Genomic DNA, 15636 nt, shown 5'->3' on the forward strand with positions numbered 1-15636 from the left:
GGTAGAATGCGCATTTTTCATCGAAGTCGGAGCCAGTTGTGCGCGAAATCGTCCTGATCAACATCACCGGAGAGGACCGCCCCGGTCTTACCGCCGCCATCACCGGCGTCCTGCTCCAGGGCGCAGTGAACATTCTCGACATCGGCCTGGCGGTCATGCACGGCACACTGTCGTTCGGCATTCTGGTCGATATCCCCGATAACGAAGTGGCCACTGGCCTGCTGCAAAGCGTGCAGTCCAAGGCCCACGAGCTGAACCTGCAGGCCCGCTACACCCCGATTTCCGAAGCAGACTACCAGCACTGGGCCGACGGCCAGGGTGAGCCGCGCTACATCGCCAGCGTCCTCAGCCGCAAGATCACCCCGGAGCAACTGCAGCGCGTCAGTGCGGTGATCAGCCAATATGGTCTGACCATCGAGCGCATCGAGCGGTTGTCCGCACGCGTTGCCCTGGATGCGCAGAGCGAAAAAGGCAAAGCTGCACTGGAAATTTCCGTACGCGGCGAGCCGAGCGATGCCCAGGCGCTGCGTGCCGACTTCTTCGCGTTGTCCGAAGCGTTGAACGTCGACATCGCCTTCCAGAAGGACGACCTGTTCCGTCGCAACCGCCGCCTGGCGGTGTTCGACATGGATTCGACACTGATCGAGGCCGAGGTCATCGATGAGCTGGCCAAGGCGGCGGGTGTTGGTGAGCAGGTGGCAGCCATCACCGAACGGGCGATGCGCGGCGAACTGGACTTCCGCGCCAGCTTCAAGGAGCGCATGGCGCTGCTCAAGGGCCTGGATGTCGGCGTGCTGGATGAAATCGGTGCTTCACTGCGCCTGACCGAAGGCGCCGAAAACCTGTTCGCCGAACTCAAGCGTATGGGCTACAAGACGGCCATTCTTTCTGGCGGCTTCACATACTTTGCCAAGCAGGTGCAGGCGCGCCTGGGCATCGACTATGTGTTCGCCAACGAGCTGGAAGTGGTCGACGGCAAGGTTACCGGCGTGGCCGTCGAGCCGATCGTCGACGCCCAGCGTAAAGCCGAGCTGCTACAGCAGCTGGCGAGCGAGGAGGGCCTGCAACTGGAGCAGACCATCGCCGTAGGTGACGGCGCCAACGACCTGCCGATGCTGTCGCTGGCCGGCCTCGGTGTGGCCTTCCGCGCCAAGCCACTGGTGCGCCAGTCGGCCAAGCAGGCGATTTCGACCCTGGGCCTGGATGGTGTGCTGTATCTGCTGGGCCTGCGCGACCGCGACGCCCGCGGGTGAAATGATTGGGGCCGCAATGCGGCCCCAAACATTGTTAGAGAACCATCAAGCCTGTGCAGGCACTGCCAGCAACTCACCCATGCGGGTTGCCGACCCGGCACCCAGATTCTCTGCCCACTTCACCTGCTCCGGCCCGAACAGCACGATGGCTGTGGAACCCAGCTTGAAGCGCCCCAGTTCCGCACCCTTTTCCAGGTGAATCGGCGCACGGCTGCCTTCGTCATAGCGGAAGGTCTTCAGCTCCCGCTTCGGCGGCGTGACCAGGCCAGCCCACACGGTTTCGATCGAGGCAACGATCATCGCGCCGACCAATACAACGGCCATCGGCCCGCGCTCGGTGTCGAACAGGCACACCACGCGTTCGTTGCGGGCAAATAGCTCGGGGACGTTTTCCGCCGTGGTCTGGTTCACCGAGAACAGTCGGCCCGGTACGTAGACCATCTCGCGCAGTGTGCCGGCGAGCGGCATGTGCACGCGGTGGTAGTCTTTCGGCGACAGGTAGATGGTGGCGAACTCACCGCCCATGAACGGCGCGGCCAGCGCCGGATCGCCGCCGAGCAACTCCAGGGCGCTGAAGCTGTGGCCCTTGGCCTGGAAGATACGACCGTGCTCGATCGGGCCAAGCTGGCTCACGGCGCCATCGGCCGGGCAAAGGATGGCCCCAGGGGTTTCATCCAGCGGGCGTGCGCCCGGCTTCAGGGCGCGGGTGAAGAAGGCGTTGAAGTGCTCGTAGGCGCTCAGGTCTTCGACCAGCGCCTCGCTCATGTTCACCTGGTAGCGCTTGGCGAACCAGGCGGTGAAGGCGTTCTTGAACCAGCGTGCGCGGCACTCGGCGACGCAGCCGGCGAGCCGCGACAGCAGGTGGTGCGGCAGCAGGTACTGGCTGATGATGAACAGACGGGATTTCATGCAGGTTCCTTAGACTTCTACAGGCGTGTCCGGGTGGTTGCCCCATTCGCTCCACGAGCCGGCGTAAGCCTTGACCCGTGGGTAGCCGAGGGCCTTGGCCACCAGGTAAGTGAAACCGGAGCGGCGGTGGGTCTGGCAGTGGGTGATCACTTCCTTGTCGGGGGTGATGCCCAGTTGCTTGAGGACCTCGGCGATGTCCTGGCGGATGCGCAGGTGGTCGTTGAGGTCCATGCCGGCGGTCCACTCGAAGTTGATTGCGCCGGGGATGTGCCCGCCTTTGGCGGCCAGGACTTTCTCACCGCTGAACTCCTGGGGGCCGCGGGCATCCCAGACCACCAGGTCGTCGGCGCCCAGGCGGCTTTGCAGGTACTCGCGGGTGGCAGTCGGTTCGCCGTGCAGCTGCAGGCGCACCGGTGTGCTGGCGGGGGTTGGCACGTCGGTCGACAACTTGTCGGCCGGCCAGGCCTGAATACCGCCGTTGAGGTAGTGGCTGGCCTTGTGACCGATCACGTCGAGCATCCAGATGAAGCGACCGGCCCAGCCGCCGCCTTCATCGTCGTAGACCACATAGACGGCGTCGTCGCGGTGACCGAGCTCGCTGAACAGTTTTTCCAGATCGGCCAGAGCCGGCAGCAGGCCTGGCGCCGGTGGCAGGCCCAACTGGGTGCGCTTGCCTTCGACGAAGCGGGCGCCGGGGATGTGCCCGCTGACATAGCGGTTGGCGCTGCTCAGGTCGACCAGGATCAGCTGGGGCGAATCCAGGCGCGGCAGCAGATCCGCGGGTTCGATCACCAGCGGCAGTCCGGCAAAATCAGTCATCCACGGTCTCCAGTGTGGAAAGAGGGGCGATTGTAGCGCAAGGGTCAGGCATTGCGGTTGGCAAACACGGCGAGGGCGCGCTCGATACATTGCGCGGTTTTACCGAACGCCTGCACGCTGACATCGGCCAGCGGCTTGCCGCCCTGGTCGGCCACCGCCAGCATCAATACCTGGTCGTTGACCGCCAGCGAGCGCAGCAGCAGGTGTTCGCCACGGAAGAATGCGTGCAACGGGGCCGGCAGCAGGGCCGAGAATTGGGCATGGTTCTCCGGCGTCAGGCGCAGCTGAGCGGCCTTGGCCAGCAACTTTTGCAGCAGTTTGCTCTGCGGCACCGGCAAGGCGATGGCTGCAGCTTCCTTGGGCAACCCGGCGGTCTGCTGCACGCGCAGGTAGTCGGTGGCCTTGTCCAGGGTCAGCAGCATGATGCGCTGCATGCCGCAGGCCAGCAGGGCTTCACGTGCCTGGGTGGCCAGGTGCACGGCGTTGGTGAACGGGCTGGGCTGGGCCAGCAACTCCTGGCACAGCTTGCGCCACTGGCCGAGCGCGTCGCTGGAGGGCGGTGGCGGAGCCAGCATGTCGGGATGCGGGCGGCGCTGGTCCCAAGGCCAGATCAAGGCTTCGGCGGGGTGGAACAGCGCATGCCTGGCGTGGCGGCGGGCACTGGCGGCGGCCTGCTGGTGGACCTGTTGCTGTACGTCTTCCAGGGAAGTCTGCAGGTAAAGCGCGGTCAGCAGTTGCCAGCGCAGCAGATGCGGGTTGTCCCAGCCCACCTGCGCCGCCAATGCCAGGTTGTTGGCCAGCAGCACGGTGTTGGCCGGCTGGTTGAACCAGCGGCTCAAGGCCGGCGCCTCGTCCAGGCGATGCTGCTGGCTCAGCGGGTCCCCGTCGCGGGCGATGCTCAATATCTGCCCAAGCTGTTCACGCTCTTCCAGCAGCAGGCGGTAGCCCTGGGTGACCCATTGCGACAGGCGCCAGTGCTCGGCCATGGCTTGGCACAGCGCCATGATGCGCACGCCAAACAGTTCCTGCTCGACATCCGCTGCCTCTTCGCCCTTGTGGATCACCCGCAGTTCCCAGGCGTCGAGCAGTTTCGGGTAGGCCAGTGCCATCGGCCACAGGGGTGACAGGAACAGCAGGCTGCCCCAGTGGATTTCCTGCCACAGCCGCGCCAGGCGGCTGGCGAACAGGCCGCTGGCCTGTTGCGACGCGTGCTGGCTGATCAGCAGGAACTGGCGCAGCACTGGCGGGATATCGTCGTCCGGCAGCGCTGGCAGGCGGTTGAGCAATTCGCGGGTGCGCGCCAGGCCTAGGCGATTGAGGGCGATTTCCAGACTTTCGGCGGGTTCTGCCTGGCTGGCGTTGGCCGGGTGATTGGCCTCGCGCATCACCGACAGCACCAGGGCCGGGCTGTCCTGCATCAGTTCGGCGATGTCGCGCAGCGAGCGGCGGCTATCATTGATGGCGCTCATGACCCGGTCGTAACTCTGCTTCGGCACCGGTACACGGATACCGTCGAGCAGCTTTACCCAGGCCTCTAGCGTACGCGGATTCTGAGTGGGCACCTTGGATTCCATTGGCATTTTGACATCAGTCCGAACTGGCTTTTCGCATTGAGTGGCTATAGTCTGGCGCAGTTCTGCCGATAAGTAGAAGAAGAGTTTTAAAGCTCCCGTCCCTCATCCCGACCACGACAGCAAGTGCTTTGAACCTATGGCTAAAATTATCGGCATCATCGTCGTATTCGCGAGCGTGCTCGGCGGATACGTACTCTCCCACGGCAAGATCGCGGCACTGATCCAGCCGTTCGAAGTGCTGATCATCGGCGGTGCAGCCTTTGGCGCCTTCATGCAGGCCAACCCCGGCTACATGACCATGCATGTGGTCAAGAAGTCGATGAAGATGTTTGGCTCCCGGTTTACCCACACCTTCTACCTGGAAGTACTGGGCCTGGTGTACGAAATCCTCAACAAGAGCCGTCGCGAAGGCATGATGGCGATCGAGAGCGATATCGAAGACGCCGCGGCCAGCCCGATCTTCGCCAAGTACCCCGCCGTGCTGGGCGATGAGCGCATGACCGCGTTCATCTGCGACTACCTGCGCATCATGTCCACCGGCAACATGGCACCCCACGAGCTCGAAGGCCTGTTCGACATGGAGCTGCTGAGCATGAAGGAAGAGCTCGAGCACCCCTCGCACGCGGTCACCGGCATTGCCGATGGCATGCCCGGCTTCGGTATCGTCGCGGCGGTACTGGGTATCGTGGTGACCATGGCGTCGCTCGGTGAGGGCGACCAGGCTGCCATCGGTATGCACGTGGGCGCGGCCCTGGTCGGTACCTTCTTCGGTATTCTCGCGGCCTACGGCTTCTTCGGCCCGCTGGCCAAGTGCCTGGAGCACGATGCCAAGGAAGAGATCAACCTGTATGAGTCGATCAAGGCCTCGCTGGTGGCCTCGGCTTCGGGCATGCCACCTTCGCTGGCCGTCGAGTTCGGGCGCAAGGTGCTGTATCCCAAGCACCGCCCGAGCTTTGCCGAGCTGGAACAAGCCGTTCGCGGTCGCTAAGCCATGGAAAACAATCAGCCGATAATCATCAAGCGCGTCAAGCGCTTCGGTGGAGGCCACCACGGCGGCGCCTGGAAGATCGCCTTCGCCGACTTCGCCACGGCGATGATGGCGTTCTTCCTGGTGCTGTGGTTGATGTCCACCGCCACGCCCGAGCAGAAGATCGCCATCGCCGGCTATTTCAAGGACCCGATTGGTTTCTCTGAAAGCGGTACGCCCTACGTGATCGACCTGGGCGGCTCGCCGCAGCTGGCGCCGGAAAAGACCATCAATCCGGAAGAGAAATCCGAGCCTACGCCTGACACCAGCATCCAGCTGGACAAGGATCAGGTCGAGACCATGGCCGAGCAGGTCGAGCGCGAGCGCCTCGAATTGCTGCTGCAGGAGCTGCAGAACAAGGTCGATGAAAACCCGCAGCTGCAGAAGTTCAAGGATCAGATTCTCTTCGAGATCACCCAGGACGGCCTGCGCATCCAGATCATGGATGCCGAGAACCGGCCGATGTTCGACATCGGCAGTGCGCGCCTGCAACCGTATTTCGAGGACATTCTGCTGGCCATGGCCGACACCATCAAGGCGGTGCCGAACAAGATCAGCATCAGCGGCCACACCGATGCCAAGCCTTACGCTGGCAGCGGTGACTACGGCAACTGGGAACTGTCGGCCAACCGCGCCAATGCCGCGCGCCGTGCGCTGGTTGCCGGTAGCTACCCGGATGACCAGGTGGCGCGCGTGGTGGGGTATGCGTCGTCGTCGCTGTTCGATCGCAAGGACCCGTTCAACCCGGTCAACCGGCGCATCGACATCATCGTCCTGACCAAGAAGGCCCAGCGCAATATCGAGGGTGAACAAGGTTCGCCCGAGGCGCCCGCTGCCCAGCCCGCCCCGCCTGCGGGTAATGCCCCGGGGGCTTCTGCAGCACCCGGTGCTGAGCAGGCGCCGATGCAGCCGCGTGAGCTGCGTCAGAAGCTGAACATTTTCGAGGAAGGTACTTTGAAGATGGACGAGGCCAAAGACCAGTAACCCAGGGGCGCCGCAGTGGGAGCGGCTTCAGCCGCCATCCACCGCGGCGCTTGCTTCGCGGCTAAAGCCGCTCCCACGGGTTGATCAGTAGCTGTCTTCCGGCAGGCTGGCAATGATCGAGCGGTAGCTGTTCATGCGCTGTGGCTTGATGCGGCCGTCTTCCAATGCCTTGAGCAGTGCACAACCGGGTTCGCGATCATGCTTGCAGTCGCGGAAGCGGCAGGTGCCGAACAAGTCCCGAAACTCGATGAAACCACCCTCGACGTCGTCGCGGCTGACGTGGCCAAGGCCGAATTCGCGGATGCCCGGGGAATCGATCAGGTCACCGCCGTTGGGGAAGTGGTACAAGCGCGCAGTGGTGGTGGTGTGCGTGCCCTGGCCCGACCATTCGGACAGGTCGCCAACGCGGGTATCGGCGGCTGGCAGCAGGCTGTTGACCAAAGACGACTTGCCCACGCCCGACTGGCCGACGAACACGCTGATGTGGCCGTCGAGCATCTGCTGCAGACGCTGCATCCCGTCACCCTGGTGAGCCGAGACTTCCAGCAACGGATAACCAAGGTCGCGATAGACCTCAAGCAACGCATGCAGGCCCGGGCCGTTCTCGTCGTTGATCAAATCGGCTTTGTTAAGCAGCAGCAATGGTCGAATGCCGGCATGCTCGGCGGCGACCAGGTAGCGGTCGATCAGGTTCGGGTGCGGTTCGGGCGCCGGCGCGAAGACGATCACGATCAAATCGACGTTGGCCGCCACTGGCTTGAGCTGGCCATGGTTGTTCGGCCGGCACAGCTCGGTGCTGCGCGGCATCTGCGCGACGATCACGCCAATGCCCTGGTTGCCCGCGCGCCAGACCACGCGATCGCCGGTGACCAACGCCGGCAGGTTGGCCCGCAGGTGGCAGCGGAACACTTGGCCGGCGACGTCGCCGTCCTGGGCCTCGACTTCGACCTGCACACCAAAGTGCGCGATCACCAGGCCCAACTGCTCTGGCCCCAGGTCACCGCCCTCCAGCTCATGCAGCACGTGCTGTTCGCGTTTGGCGGCGCGAGCGGCGCGTTCGTTCTGGATTTTTTCGATACGCCAGTTTTGGCGACGATTGAGCTGGCGTTTGGCCATGAAGGTACCGTGGGAGTGGCCCGTGGAGGGCATTGAAAACGGCAGGCAGTTTAGCATGCGGGCACGGCGCTCTAAAAAAATAGTGACTTTGCAAGCGCGGTTAAGTGCATAGGCAGGTCTCAGTCATCACTCACACTGGACCCCTCTTTGCCATCCCTAAGCCGTGCAGTGCCATTCCAAGCCTGCTGAAGAATGCCCCTTCAATTTTTACGTACCGCGAGGTTGTACGTTGCAACGCGCCTGACACGGTCATCTGGGTCGTTGGCCAGAGCTGACAAAATTTCTAAGGGTGTTTTTTATTGGCCGCGACAGCTTGCCTTACTAATGGCTCCTCGTCGTGCGATAAGATTGTCAGTATTTGAGAACCGGATTTTCTTTTTCTGGCAACAGCGTGGCGAGTTTTCCATTGTTTGCTATTTGCTAATGTTTCAATTATCCGCATTGGGATTGTAATGTTTCTCAGAATGTGTGTTTCGTAATCTCCATAGCTTGAAATCACGCGTTCCCAAACTTGGATGCTCGCGCTTTCAGTCAGTGACCGACTCCGAGTTTCTGGGTTGTCGCTGTCGGCTAATGCTATAAATTCTTCTGCTGAATTGATCATTGCCTTTCCTGGCATTTAAGCTTTCGTAGATCTATGGAGCGGCCGGTCGGTCCTTTATGTTTCTTTTCGCCCAGCCAGTCACCGTGCTCGTTTAGGTCGGCAATCCATTCCAGTGTATTTCCTCGCGATTTTGAAAATTCTTTCCATGAGTTGCCGTGCTCTGCTTTGCCAGGAGAGTACCAAGTGCCTTCCGAGGAGCTCTGTATAACATTCCCCGCGCCGAATGCTTGGTTTTTTAAATTACGCTTCCGAGCTTGGAAGTTTTGCCAGCTTTTTTTTGGCTGAGTCCGCCACCATTTCGTCATCGTCCTGAGTAAGCTGGCGAAGTATGTCTATGGGTACTTTTGGGTTGCAGGCAATACGCTGCCTTACAGAGGCATCTTTATCGATTGCCAACCTATCAAACGCCGATCTGCTCAATCTTCGCTTTAATGCAATTCTCCAGCGCACATTTACGTCGTCGCTTATCGATAGTAGCTCAATGATTGAGTCTGGGATTGTTTTGTTCGAAGCGACTGCGGTGTCAAGTTCAGGATATCTATTTAGAATTTCCAGCCATATCTCTTCCGGTGCCTGTTGGTGTGCAAAATTGGTATTTGATCCGCCTTCGCATATTTCTTTGAATTCGATAGCATTGGTAATCATATTTATCTTTTTCGTATTCATGTATGTCTTTTCTATGTGAGGCTGTTTAGTTTCTTTATTTGCGTGCTGCAGCTTTTCAAGTTTTCGGTTTGCTGAATAGGCTACTTTTTCATCAGGATCCTGGGTGAGCTGGAAAAGTATATCTCTGGGTACTTTGGGGTTGCAGGCAATGGAATGCCTCACCAAAGCATCGTTGTCTACCGACAACCGATCAAACGTCATTCTGTTCAGTTTGCGTTTGGTAGCAATTGTCCAACGGATTTCTATATCACTGCTTGTCGATAGTAGCTCAATGATTGAGTCAGGGATTGTTTTGTTTGAGGCCACTGCCATGGTGATCTCTGGATATGTCTTTAGAATTTCCAGCCATATTTCCTCTGAGGCTTGTTGGTAGGCGAATGTTGTATCGGAGTCAATGTCACATAGCTCTTTAAACTCAATTGCATTCTTGATCATTTCTGTTCCTCTCTTTTTTTGCATTTCATTCCTTTCATGCTTATTCGAGCGCCTGTTTGCCCTTTGTGTTTTTTTGTCATGTAATCACCATAGATATCTGCATCTCTAATGTGAATCAGCTCGCTGCCATGCTGGTTCATTACTTTCCATGCGCTGCCTCCATGGTTTTCAGTGTCACGGGACCACCAGTTATTTCTGACTGGATCTCGGTAGTATTTAACTTTGGTCCCGTTCAGCAACGCTTCACATACACGGTCGTACCTTTTGATTTCCCAAGCATTTCGACAAGGGCATCGAGAGTTCTGATTAGGCTTCGAAGACCTAGGTTTTCTACCCGCGTTCGTGGGTTCCCGGATAAGCCCGTAGGGATCTGTCCACTCAATAGGGTTCGGAGCATAGCCGTAAGCGTTCAACCCGCCGAGCAGACCTATCGGATCACGACTAATAAACCGTCCAATCTGCGGGTCATAATATCGGTACCGGTTGTAATGCAACCCCGTCTCAATATCAAAATACTGCCCCTGAAAGCGTAGCGGATTTCGGATGTCTGCCTGAACAGCGCGCTCAGTGCGTTTCTCCTCCGTCTCTCCCCAGGCCTTGTAAGTGCCACGCCAAGCCACCTGCCCGACTTAATCCGTAACCTCCATCGGCGTTCCCAGCTGATCACACTGGTACCAGCCGATTGCATCAAACGGCACTGGTGTCGGCTTGTACTGCCAAACAGGGTCGCGCTTGATGTCATACGGAAAGCCGTAAACCGGCTGTGGTATCAACGGAATGCTACGGTGTGAAACCGCCTGGGCGATCGGTACGAAGGTGCCGGGTTCGTATACGTAATGCGTTGTCCGTCCATTGTTATCGGGGTCGCGGCATTCATAGGCGAGCGTGTCGCCATCCCAACCATAATAGGTCAGGCCACAGCCCAGTTTTTCGTCCAGCGCGCGACGCGCATTCTGGTTCCAGACAGGCCCCGCCTGGAGTCGGTCGCGGTACTTGGAATAGGAGAGCTTGTACACGCGCCGCCCTAAAGCGTCGTAGCCGAATTCCACCACCAATCGGTCATCTTCGTAGCGCCGCAGCCTGTCGTAGAGGTCCCAGACAAATCGTCCTGTCTTGCCATCTTCAATGCGCTCCTGCAGATTGCCGCGCTCGTCGTAACGGTACTCGATGCCGCAGTAACTGCGCAGAACGTTGTCGTTCACCCTGCGTGGCGAATGAGGATTGGGGCCAGGGGGCGCTTGCGGGTCAAGGAGGTTACCTGCTGGGTCGAAGGCGAACATTTCTTTCTTGAGGAGATCGCCGGCCTCCAGCAGTCTGCCTACCGGGTCATAGCGGTAATGTGTGTCACCTCGCTCAAGGTCGCTAACACACTGGAGGCGGCCGGATTCGTCATACCGGTAGTCGCGCATCGCCACACGCTTCGACTTGCCAGGGGGCGCCAGAGTCTGCTCCAGCAGTTGGCCGCTCGGACTCCAGCCCTGGCGCTGGATCAGGCCATTGCCTTGTTCACGGCAGGTTTCACGGTGATGGGCATCGCGCTGGAAGCTGAGCAGTTCTTGATCATCGAGCTTGACGCTCAGCAGGTGGCCGCTGCCATAGGTGAGCCAGCTCACCCGATGGCCATCGGGCCGAACGGTGGCGATACGCTGATTCAGCACATCGTATTCGTGCTTCAACACCGCCACCATCGGATCGTCCAGGTAGTGAAGGTACTGGTGTTCGCGGATATTGTTACCCGCCTGATCGTAGAACCAGTGCACCTTGCAGGCGCCGTTTTCAGCGAGTAACAAGTTACCGTTGCCATCATAGGCGAAGGTCTCGACCTCCCATTTGGCTCCGCCGCGCCGACACGCTTTGCGCTGCAACAGCCGCCCCATCGGGTCATATTCAAAGTGAATGGTGCGGTTGCCATCCAAGCGGCGGGTGGGAAGGCTGCTGCCGTTGTCGTAGAGGTGGTGCGTGGCTTCCTTGTCGAAGCCGGTTTCACGCTCCAGTCGCCCGACAACGTCATATCTGAACGTGGCTTCTGCATTGTTCTCGTTACGCAGGCGTACGAGTTGACCGAGCTTGTTCCAGTGGTAGGTCAAGGTGGAACCGTCATCGTTGCGGCGCTGATCAAGGCGGCCAGCTTCGTTGTACGTCCAGAGCGTGCGGCGATGCAGGGCATCGGTGTGCTTGAGCAGCCGGCCTTCGGCGTCATGCTCGAAGCGTTCGGAGGTTTTGTCGGCCAGGATCACGCGGGTCAGTTGGCCAGCTTGGTACTGATACTCGGTGACTTCACCCGCTGCGTTGATGGCCTTGGCCAGCAGGCCCTGCGTGTCGTACTTCCATTCTGAGGTCTTGCCTGAACAATCGGTGTAACGGGTCAACCTGCCATCGCGGTCATAACCCAGCTGCTTTTCGCCACCGTTGGCATCGGTGATGCCGATGAGCAGGTTGTCACTGTTGTAGGTGTAAGCGGTCTTGTTCCCCAGTGGATCGAGTGTTTCGATGATGTTGCCGCGTTGGTCGTAGTCGTATTTCCACAATCCGCCCTCGGCATCGCGGCTCTTGAAGCGATGGTCGATGTCATCGTAGGCGTGGTGCGCCACAGTAAAATCGGGCCGTGTGTGTTGCAGCAAGTTGCCGCGGTTGTCATAGACGTAGTGATCGGCGGTGCCGTCGGTATGGATATGCTGGGTGACGTTTTTGGCCGTATCGCGATAGAGCCACTCTTCATCGCCGTTCGCATGGATGACGCGGTAGATGTAGCCCAGGCTGTCGTAGAAATGTTGGGTTTGATTGCCGTTGGCGTCGGTCACGCGGGTCAGGCGAATGTACGGGTCCCAATGCAAGCGAGTATCCAGGCTGCCATCGTCGGCCCACTCGCGAATCGCCTTGGCATCGGCGCCTTCGCCGAGCCATTCAAGGTTCATGCCCCGGTCAGTGCGGTCGGTGTAGCGGGTGAGAAGATGGTTGGCGTACCGGTAGGTCCATTGCGCGCCATGTTCGTCACGCGCCCTGCACAGGTCACCTGACGCATCGTGCTCATAGGCCGCGAGCTGACGGACGGGTAGGCCTTCATGCATCAGCCACAAGGCGATGATCTTGCCGCCATCGTCGATGTGCGTATGGATGTGCCGGTGCGTGGTCTCGTTTTGATAGGTCACAAGGTCCGACAGCACCGCCCGCTCACCCTGCCGGTGTTCGTAGAATAGAGCGACGCGCGCGCCACCCCGTTGCAACACCTGCTCCAGCCGGAAGCTGTCACTGTCGCGCACGTAATGCTCTTGGGTCACATGCCCGCGCGCGACCACCAGCTTTTCAGCAAGGGGGCGTACGATCAGCACGTTCTCGACAGGGTCGTGGTGATATTTGCCAATCCGGGGCAGCGGGTACGGCTGACTGCGGCCATCGCTGCCGTGGTAGACGAGTTTGTCATCGGTCAGGTCGAATCGGCTGCAGAATGGCGTGATCCAGCGTGCCCCTATCGCCCCATCGTCGTAAGCCCCCAACGTCGAGCGATAGGTTCGGGTCCAGTCGATTGGGAACACCCCGGGTAGCATGAAGTCGGTGTGGCTGATGGTTTCGCTGCCCAAGGCGAAGCTGATGCTGCAGCCCGTACTGCTGGCCACTCCGGTCTTACGGCAGTTTGGGTCGGCGCGGGCGGGCCGTTGCCGGGGGGCTGCCTCGATACCGTTTTGCGGGTGGACACGCCGTACATGAGTGACCCTGCCATCGGCGCTGACGTTTGCGCGGATCACTGTCGGCTTGCGCTTGCTCAGGGCAAGCTTTAGGGCCTCCAATATCGCTGCCAGGCTGCCCTGGGTCGCCTTGTTGCCGATCTGGGCAACCCTGTTGCCCGCCATGCGGCCAACGTTTTCCAGGCGTTGCGCGATGGGTTCGAGCAGCGCCAGTAATTTCGGATCGGCCCGCAGACCTAGCTGCTCCCTGCTCAAACCATAGCCGGTCTTGCGCTTGGCATAGTCGGAGGCTTCGGCAACCAGGCGCAATCCTGGAAAGAGAACGGTTAGCGCAATGCTCTTGGCGGTGCCGTCGGCAACCGAGCGGATAAGGCCTGCAAGAAACTTGCAGATCTCCACGATCTTCTGTGAAAAGCTGGCCAGGATGGTTTGCAACTGGCGGTCGATTTCATTGACGAGGTTTTCCAGATCGCCGGGGCAAACATCGGCGAGGGCGTTTTCCATCGAGATCATCAACGCCTGCGCGATGCCGTCCTTCGAAGTTGCCCTGACCGACTTCAAAATCGGCCGCATCACCTTGCGAGCGACGCCCATGCCAGGTATGGGCGCGATCGCGAACAGATTGATACCTAGATCAACCCAGTTGAACAAGTCGGCCTGGTACTCAGGAGTGCCTTGGGCAAGGCCGATGATGTCACCGATGGCATCGGTGGCGGCGAACACCGAACCGGCCACGGGCATTACCTCAGCCACGGTGAGGACGGCGCGCCAGTTGACCAGGTCGCCGGTCAAATCGGTCAGCCATTGTGCCAATAGCTCGATACTGGCTGTGACATCATCTGTGTCGAAGGTGTCGGTGGGCGCGATGACGCCGGAGCACTAATCCATAATGGGGGCTCCAGGAAGTCCGGTCTGGAGCGAAACTGTACGGCGTGGAGTGTCGAGGGTTCATCAGTGCTCCTGCTGTTCATTCCATCGTGCAGGTGGATGCCAGCGAGCAGCCTTCCGGCGCATGCAGGCATGTAGAGTGGGTCGCTCGGGTGCAACCCCTCGACACTAACGAGGTAACGATTCCAGGTCGGTAGTCCGGCGTCCGAAAGGCGCGTAGGAAAATTCATCGCGCAAAGCAAGGAGGCGTAAAGGTGGAGCGCCAGGGGTGTGCTGTGCTTTTTATTTGATCCCTGCGATAAGATGTAGGCCTATCTGAGGAGCCCCTTCATGCAAAACCCACAGAACCTGATCTGGATCGATCTGGAAATGACCGGCCTGGATCCGGACACCGATGTCATCATCGAGATGGCCACCATCGTCACCGACAGCGATCTGAACATCCTGGCCGAAGGCCCGGTAATCGCCATTCACCACAGTGATGAGGTGCTGGCGCGCATGGATGAGTGGAATACCCGCACCCACGGCGGTTCCGGGCTGACCCAGCGCGTGCGTGAAAGCACGATCAGCATGGCCGAGGCCGAGGCGCAGACCCTCGCGTTCCTCGAACAGTGGGTGCCTAAGGGCGAGTCGCCGATCTGCGGCAACAGCATCGGCCAGGACCGTCGTTTCCTGTACCGCTACATGCCAGCCTTGGAAAGCTACTTCCACTATCGCTATCTGGATGTCTCGACCCTGAAGATCCTGGCCAAGCGCTGGGCGCCGAAGGTGGCTGACGATTTCAAGAAGGGCAGCACCCATCTGGCGCTGGACGATATCCGCGAGTCGATCGCCGAACTGCGCCACTACCGCGAGCACTTCCTCAAGGTGTGAACCGAAAGGGCGCAGATATTCTCCATGCGCCCTCTTTTGGTGCCCAAGGCAACTGGTTAGACTGCGCGCCTTTCTCGCACGGACCCGCGCCATGTTGTTGTTGCTCTATCTTATCGCCATCACCGCCGAGGCCATGACCGGCGCCCTGTCTGCCGGACGTCGCGGCATGGACTGGTTTGGCGTGGTGCTGATCGCCTGCGTTACTGCGCTGGGTGGCGGCTCGGTGCGCGACGTGCTGCTCGGGCACTACCCGTTGACCTGGGTGAAGCACCCGGAATACCTGGTGCTGACCAGCTGCGCCGCGCTGTTCACGATCTTCATTGCGCCGATGATGCGCCGCCTGCGATCGCTGTTCCTGGTGCTGGATGCCTTGGGGCTGGTGGCCTTCACCCTGATTGGTTGCATGACTGCGCTGGAGATGGGGCAGGGCATGCTGGTGGCGTCGATCAGCGGGGTGATAACCGGGGTGTTTGGCGGGATTCTGCGGGATATCTTCTGTAACGACATCCCACTGGTATTCCGGCGCGAGCTGTATGCCAGCGTGTCGTTTGCTGCGGCGTGGTTCTATCTGGGGTGTGTGTATTTCAAGGTGCCGGCGGAGCAGGCGATGCTGCTGACCTTGTTTGGTGGTTTTCTGGTGCGGTTGCTGGCGATTCGCTTCCATTGGGAAATGCCGAAGTTTCACTACAACGACCAGCAGTAAGCTTCAGTGGGAGCGGCTTCAGCCGCGAAGCAAGCGACTCGGTGAGTGGCACCGGCTTCGCCGGTGTTCGCGGCTGAAGCCGCTCCCACAGTTGAGTTGTGT

13 protein-coding genes are annotated in these 15636 nt (G+C 59.9%); 5 read left to right on the forward strand and 8 right to left on the reverse strand.

The features are described from left to right. The first annotated feature begins 38 nt into the window (after positions 1-38). Positions 39-1253: a phosphoserine phosphatase SerB gene (serB, locus tag ACIQUF_RS19055; RefSeq protein WP_403134185.1), complete on the forward strand. Its 1215-nt coding sequence runs from the start codon at positions 39-41 to the stop codon at positions 1251-1253. 45 nt (positions 1254-1298) lie between these two features. On the opposite strand, the gene asd is transcribed toward serB, so the two are convergent. The 3 genes from asd to ACIQUF_RS19070 are packed head-to-tail and all read right to left on the reverse strand — an operon-like array spanning position 1299 to position 4561. Further along, positions 1299-2162, reverse strand: coding sequence for an archaetidylserine decarboxylase (gene asd, locus ACIQUF_RS19060; RefSeq protein ID WP_403134187.1), 864 nt, complete (start codon positions 2160-2162; stop codon positions 1299-1301). A gap of 9 nt (positions 2163-2171) precedes the next feature. Next, on the reverse strand, positions 2172-2981 hold the full coding sequence (locus ACIQUF_RS19065) for a rhodanese-like domain-containing protein (RefSeq protein WP_403134189.1): 810 nt from the start codon (positions 2979-2981) through the stop codon (positions 2172-2174). A gap of 44 nt (positions 2982-3025) precedes the next feature. Then, positions 3026-4561, reverse strand: coding sequence for an HDOD domain-containing protein (locus ACIQUF_RS19070; protein ID WP_403134191.1), 1536 nt, complete (start codon positions 4559-4561; stop codon positions 3026-3028). A 130-nt stretch (positions 4562-4691) separates the two neighbouring features. Here ACIQUF_RS19070 and motA point away from each other — a divergent pair, with 130 nt between their 5' ends. Next, the gene (gene motA, locus ACIQUF_RS19075; RefSeq protein ID WP_400687322.1) at positions 4692-5543 is read left to right on the forward strand and encodes a flagellar motor stator protein MotA; all 852 of its coding nucleotides are present in this window, start codon (positions 4692-4694) and stop codon (positions 5541-5543) included. A gap of 3 nt (positions 5544-5546) precedes the next feature. After that, complete coding sequence (motB, locus tag ACIQUF_RS19080; RefSeq protein ID WP_403134193.1) at positions 5547-6566, forward strand: flagellar motor protein MotB; 1020 nt, start codon at positions 5547-5549, stop codon at positions 6564-6566. A gap of 84 nt (positions 6567-6650) precedes the next feature. Here motB and rsgA read toward each other — a convergent pair whose 3' ends face one another. The 5 genes from rsgA to ACIQUF_RS19105 all read right to left on the reverse strand — a co-directional run bounded on the left by rsgA (position 6651) and on the right by ACIQUF_RS19105 (position 13793). Then, positions 6651-7682: a small ribosomal subunit biogenesis GTPase RsgA gene (gene rsgA / locus ACIQUF_RS19085; protein WP_400796821.1), complete on the reverse strand. Its 1032-nt coding sequence runs from the start codon at positions 7680-7682 to the stop codon at positions 6651-6653. 283 nt (positions 7683-7965) lie between these two features. Then, entirely contained in the window at positions 7966-8286 is a 321-nt protein-coding gene (locus ACIQUF_RS19090) for a hypothetical protein (RefSeq protein WP_403134196.1), read from the reverse strand. Positions 8287-8526: 240 nt separating this feature from the next. Next, entirely contained in the window at positions 8527-9387 is an 861-nt protein-coding gene (locus ACIQUF_RS19095; RefSeq protein WP_403134199.1) for a hypothetical protein, read from the reverse strand. Continuing rightward, complete coding sequence (locus ACIQUF_RS19100; protein WP_403134201.1) at positions 9384-10007, reverse strand: RHS repeat-associated core domain-containing protein; 624 nt, start codon at positions 10005-10007, stop codon at positions 9384-9386. The genes ACIQUF_RS19095 and ACIQUF_RS19100 overlap by 4 nt, the downstream gene beginning before the upstream one ends. Positions 10008-10016: 9 nt before the next feature. Beyond that, positions 10017-13793, reverse strand: a complete 3777-nt coding sequence (locus tag ACIQUF_RS19105; RefSeq protein ID WP_403134203.1) for a DUF6531 domain-containing protein — start codon at positions 13791-13793, stop codon at positions 10017-10019. Positions 13794-14288: 495 nt separating this feature from the next. Between ACIQUF_RS19105 and orn the strand changes: the two genes are divergently transcribed. Together orn and ACIQUF_RS19115 are read left to right on the forward strand one after the other, a co-directional pair. Next, positions 14289-14831: an oligoribonuclease gene (gene orn / locus ACIQUF_RS19110; protein WP_403134205.1), complete on the forward strand. Its 543-nt coding sequence runs from the start codon at positions 14289-14291 to the stop codon at positions 14829-14831. Between the two features lie 91 nt (positions 14832-14922). Continuing rightward, positions 14923-15534 carry a trimeric intracellular cation channel family protein gene (locus ACIQUF_RS19115; RefSeq protein ID WP_403134207.1) on the forward strand — a complete coding sequence of 204 codons (612 nt, stop codon included), beginning with the start codon at positions 14923-14925 and terminating at the stop codon, positions 15532-15534. Positions 15535-15636 lie beyond the last annotated feature (102 nt).

This window comes from Pseudomonas sp. NPDC090233 (genome assembly GCF_044772285.1).
Lineage (GTDB): Bacteria > Pseudomonadota > Gammaproteobacteria > Pseudomonadales > Pseudomonadaceae > Aquipseudomonas.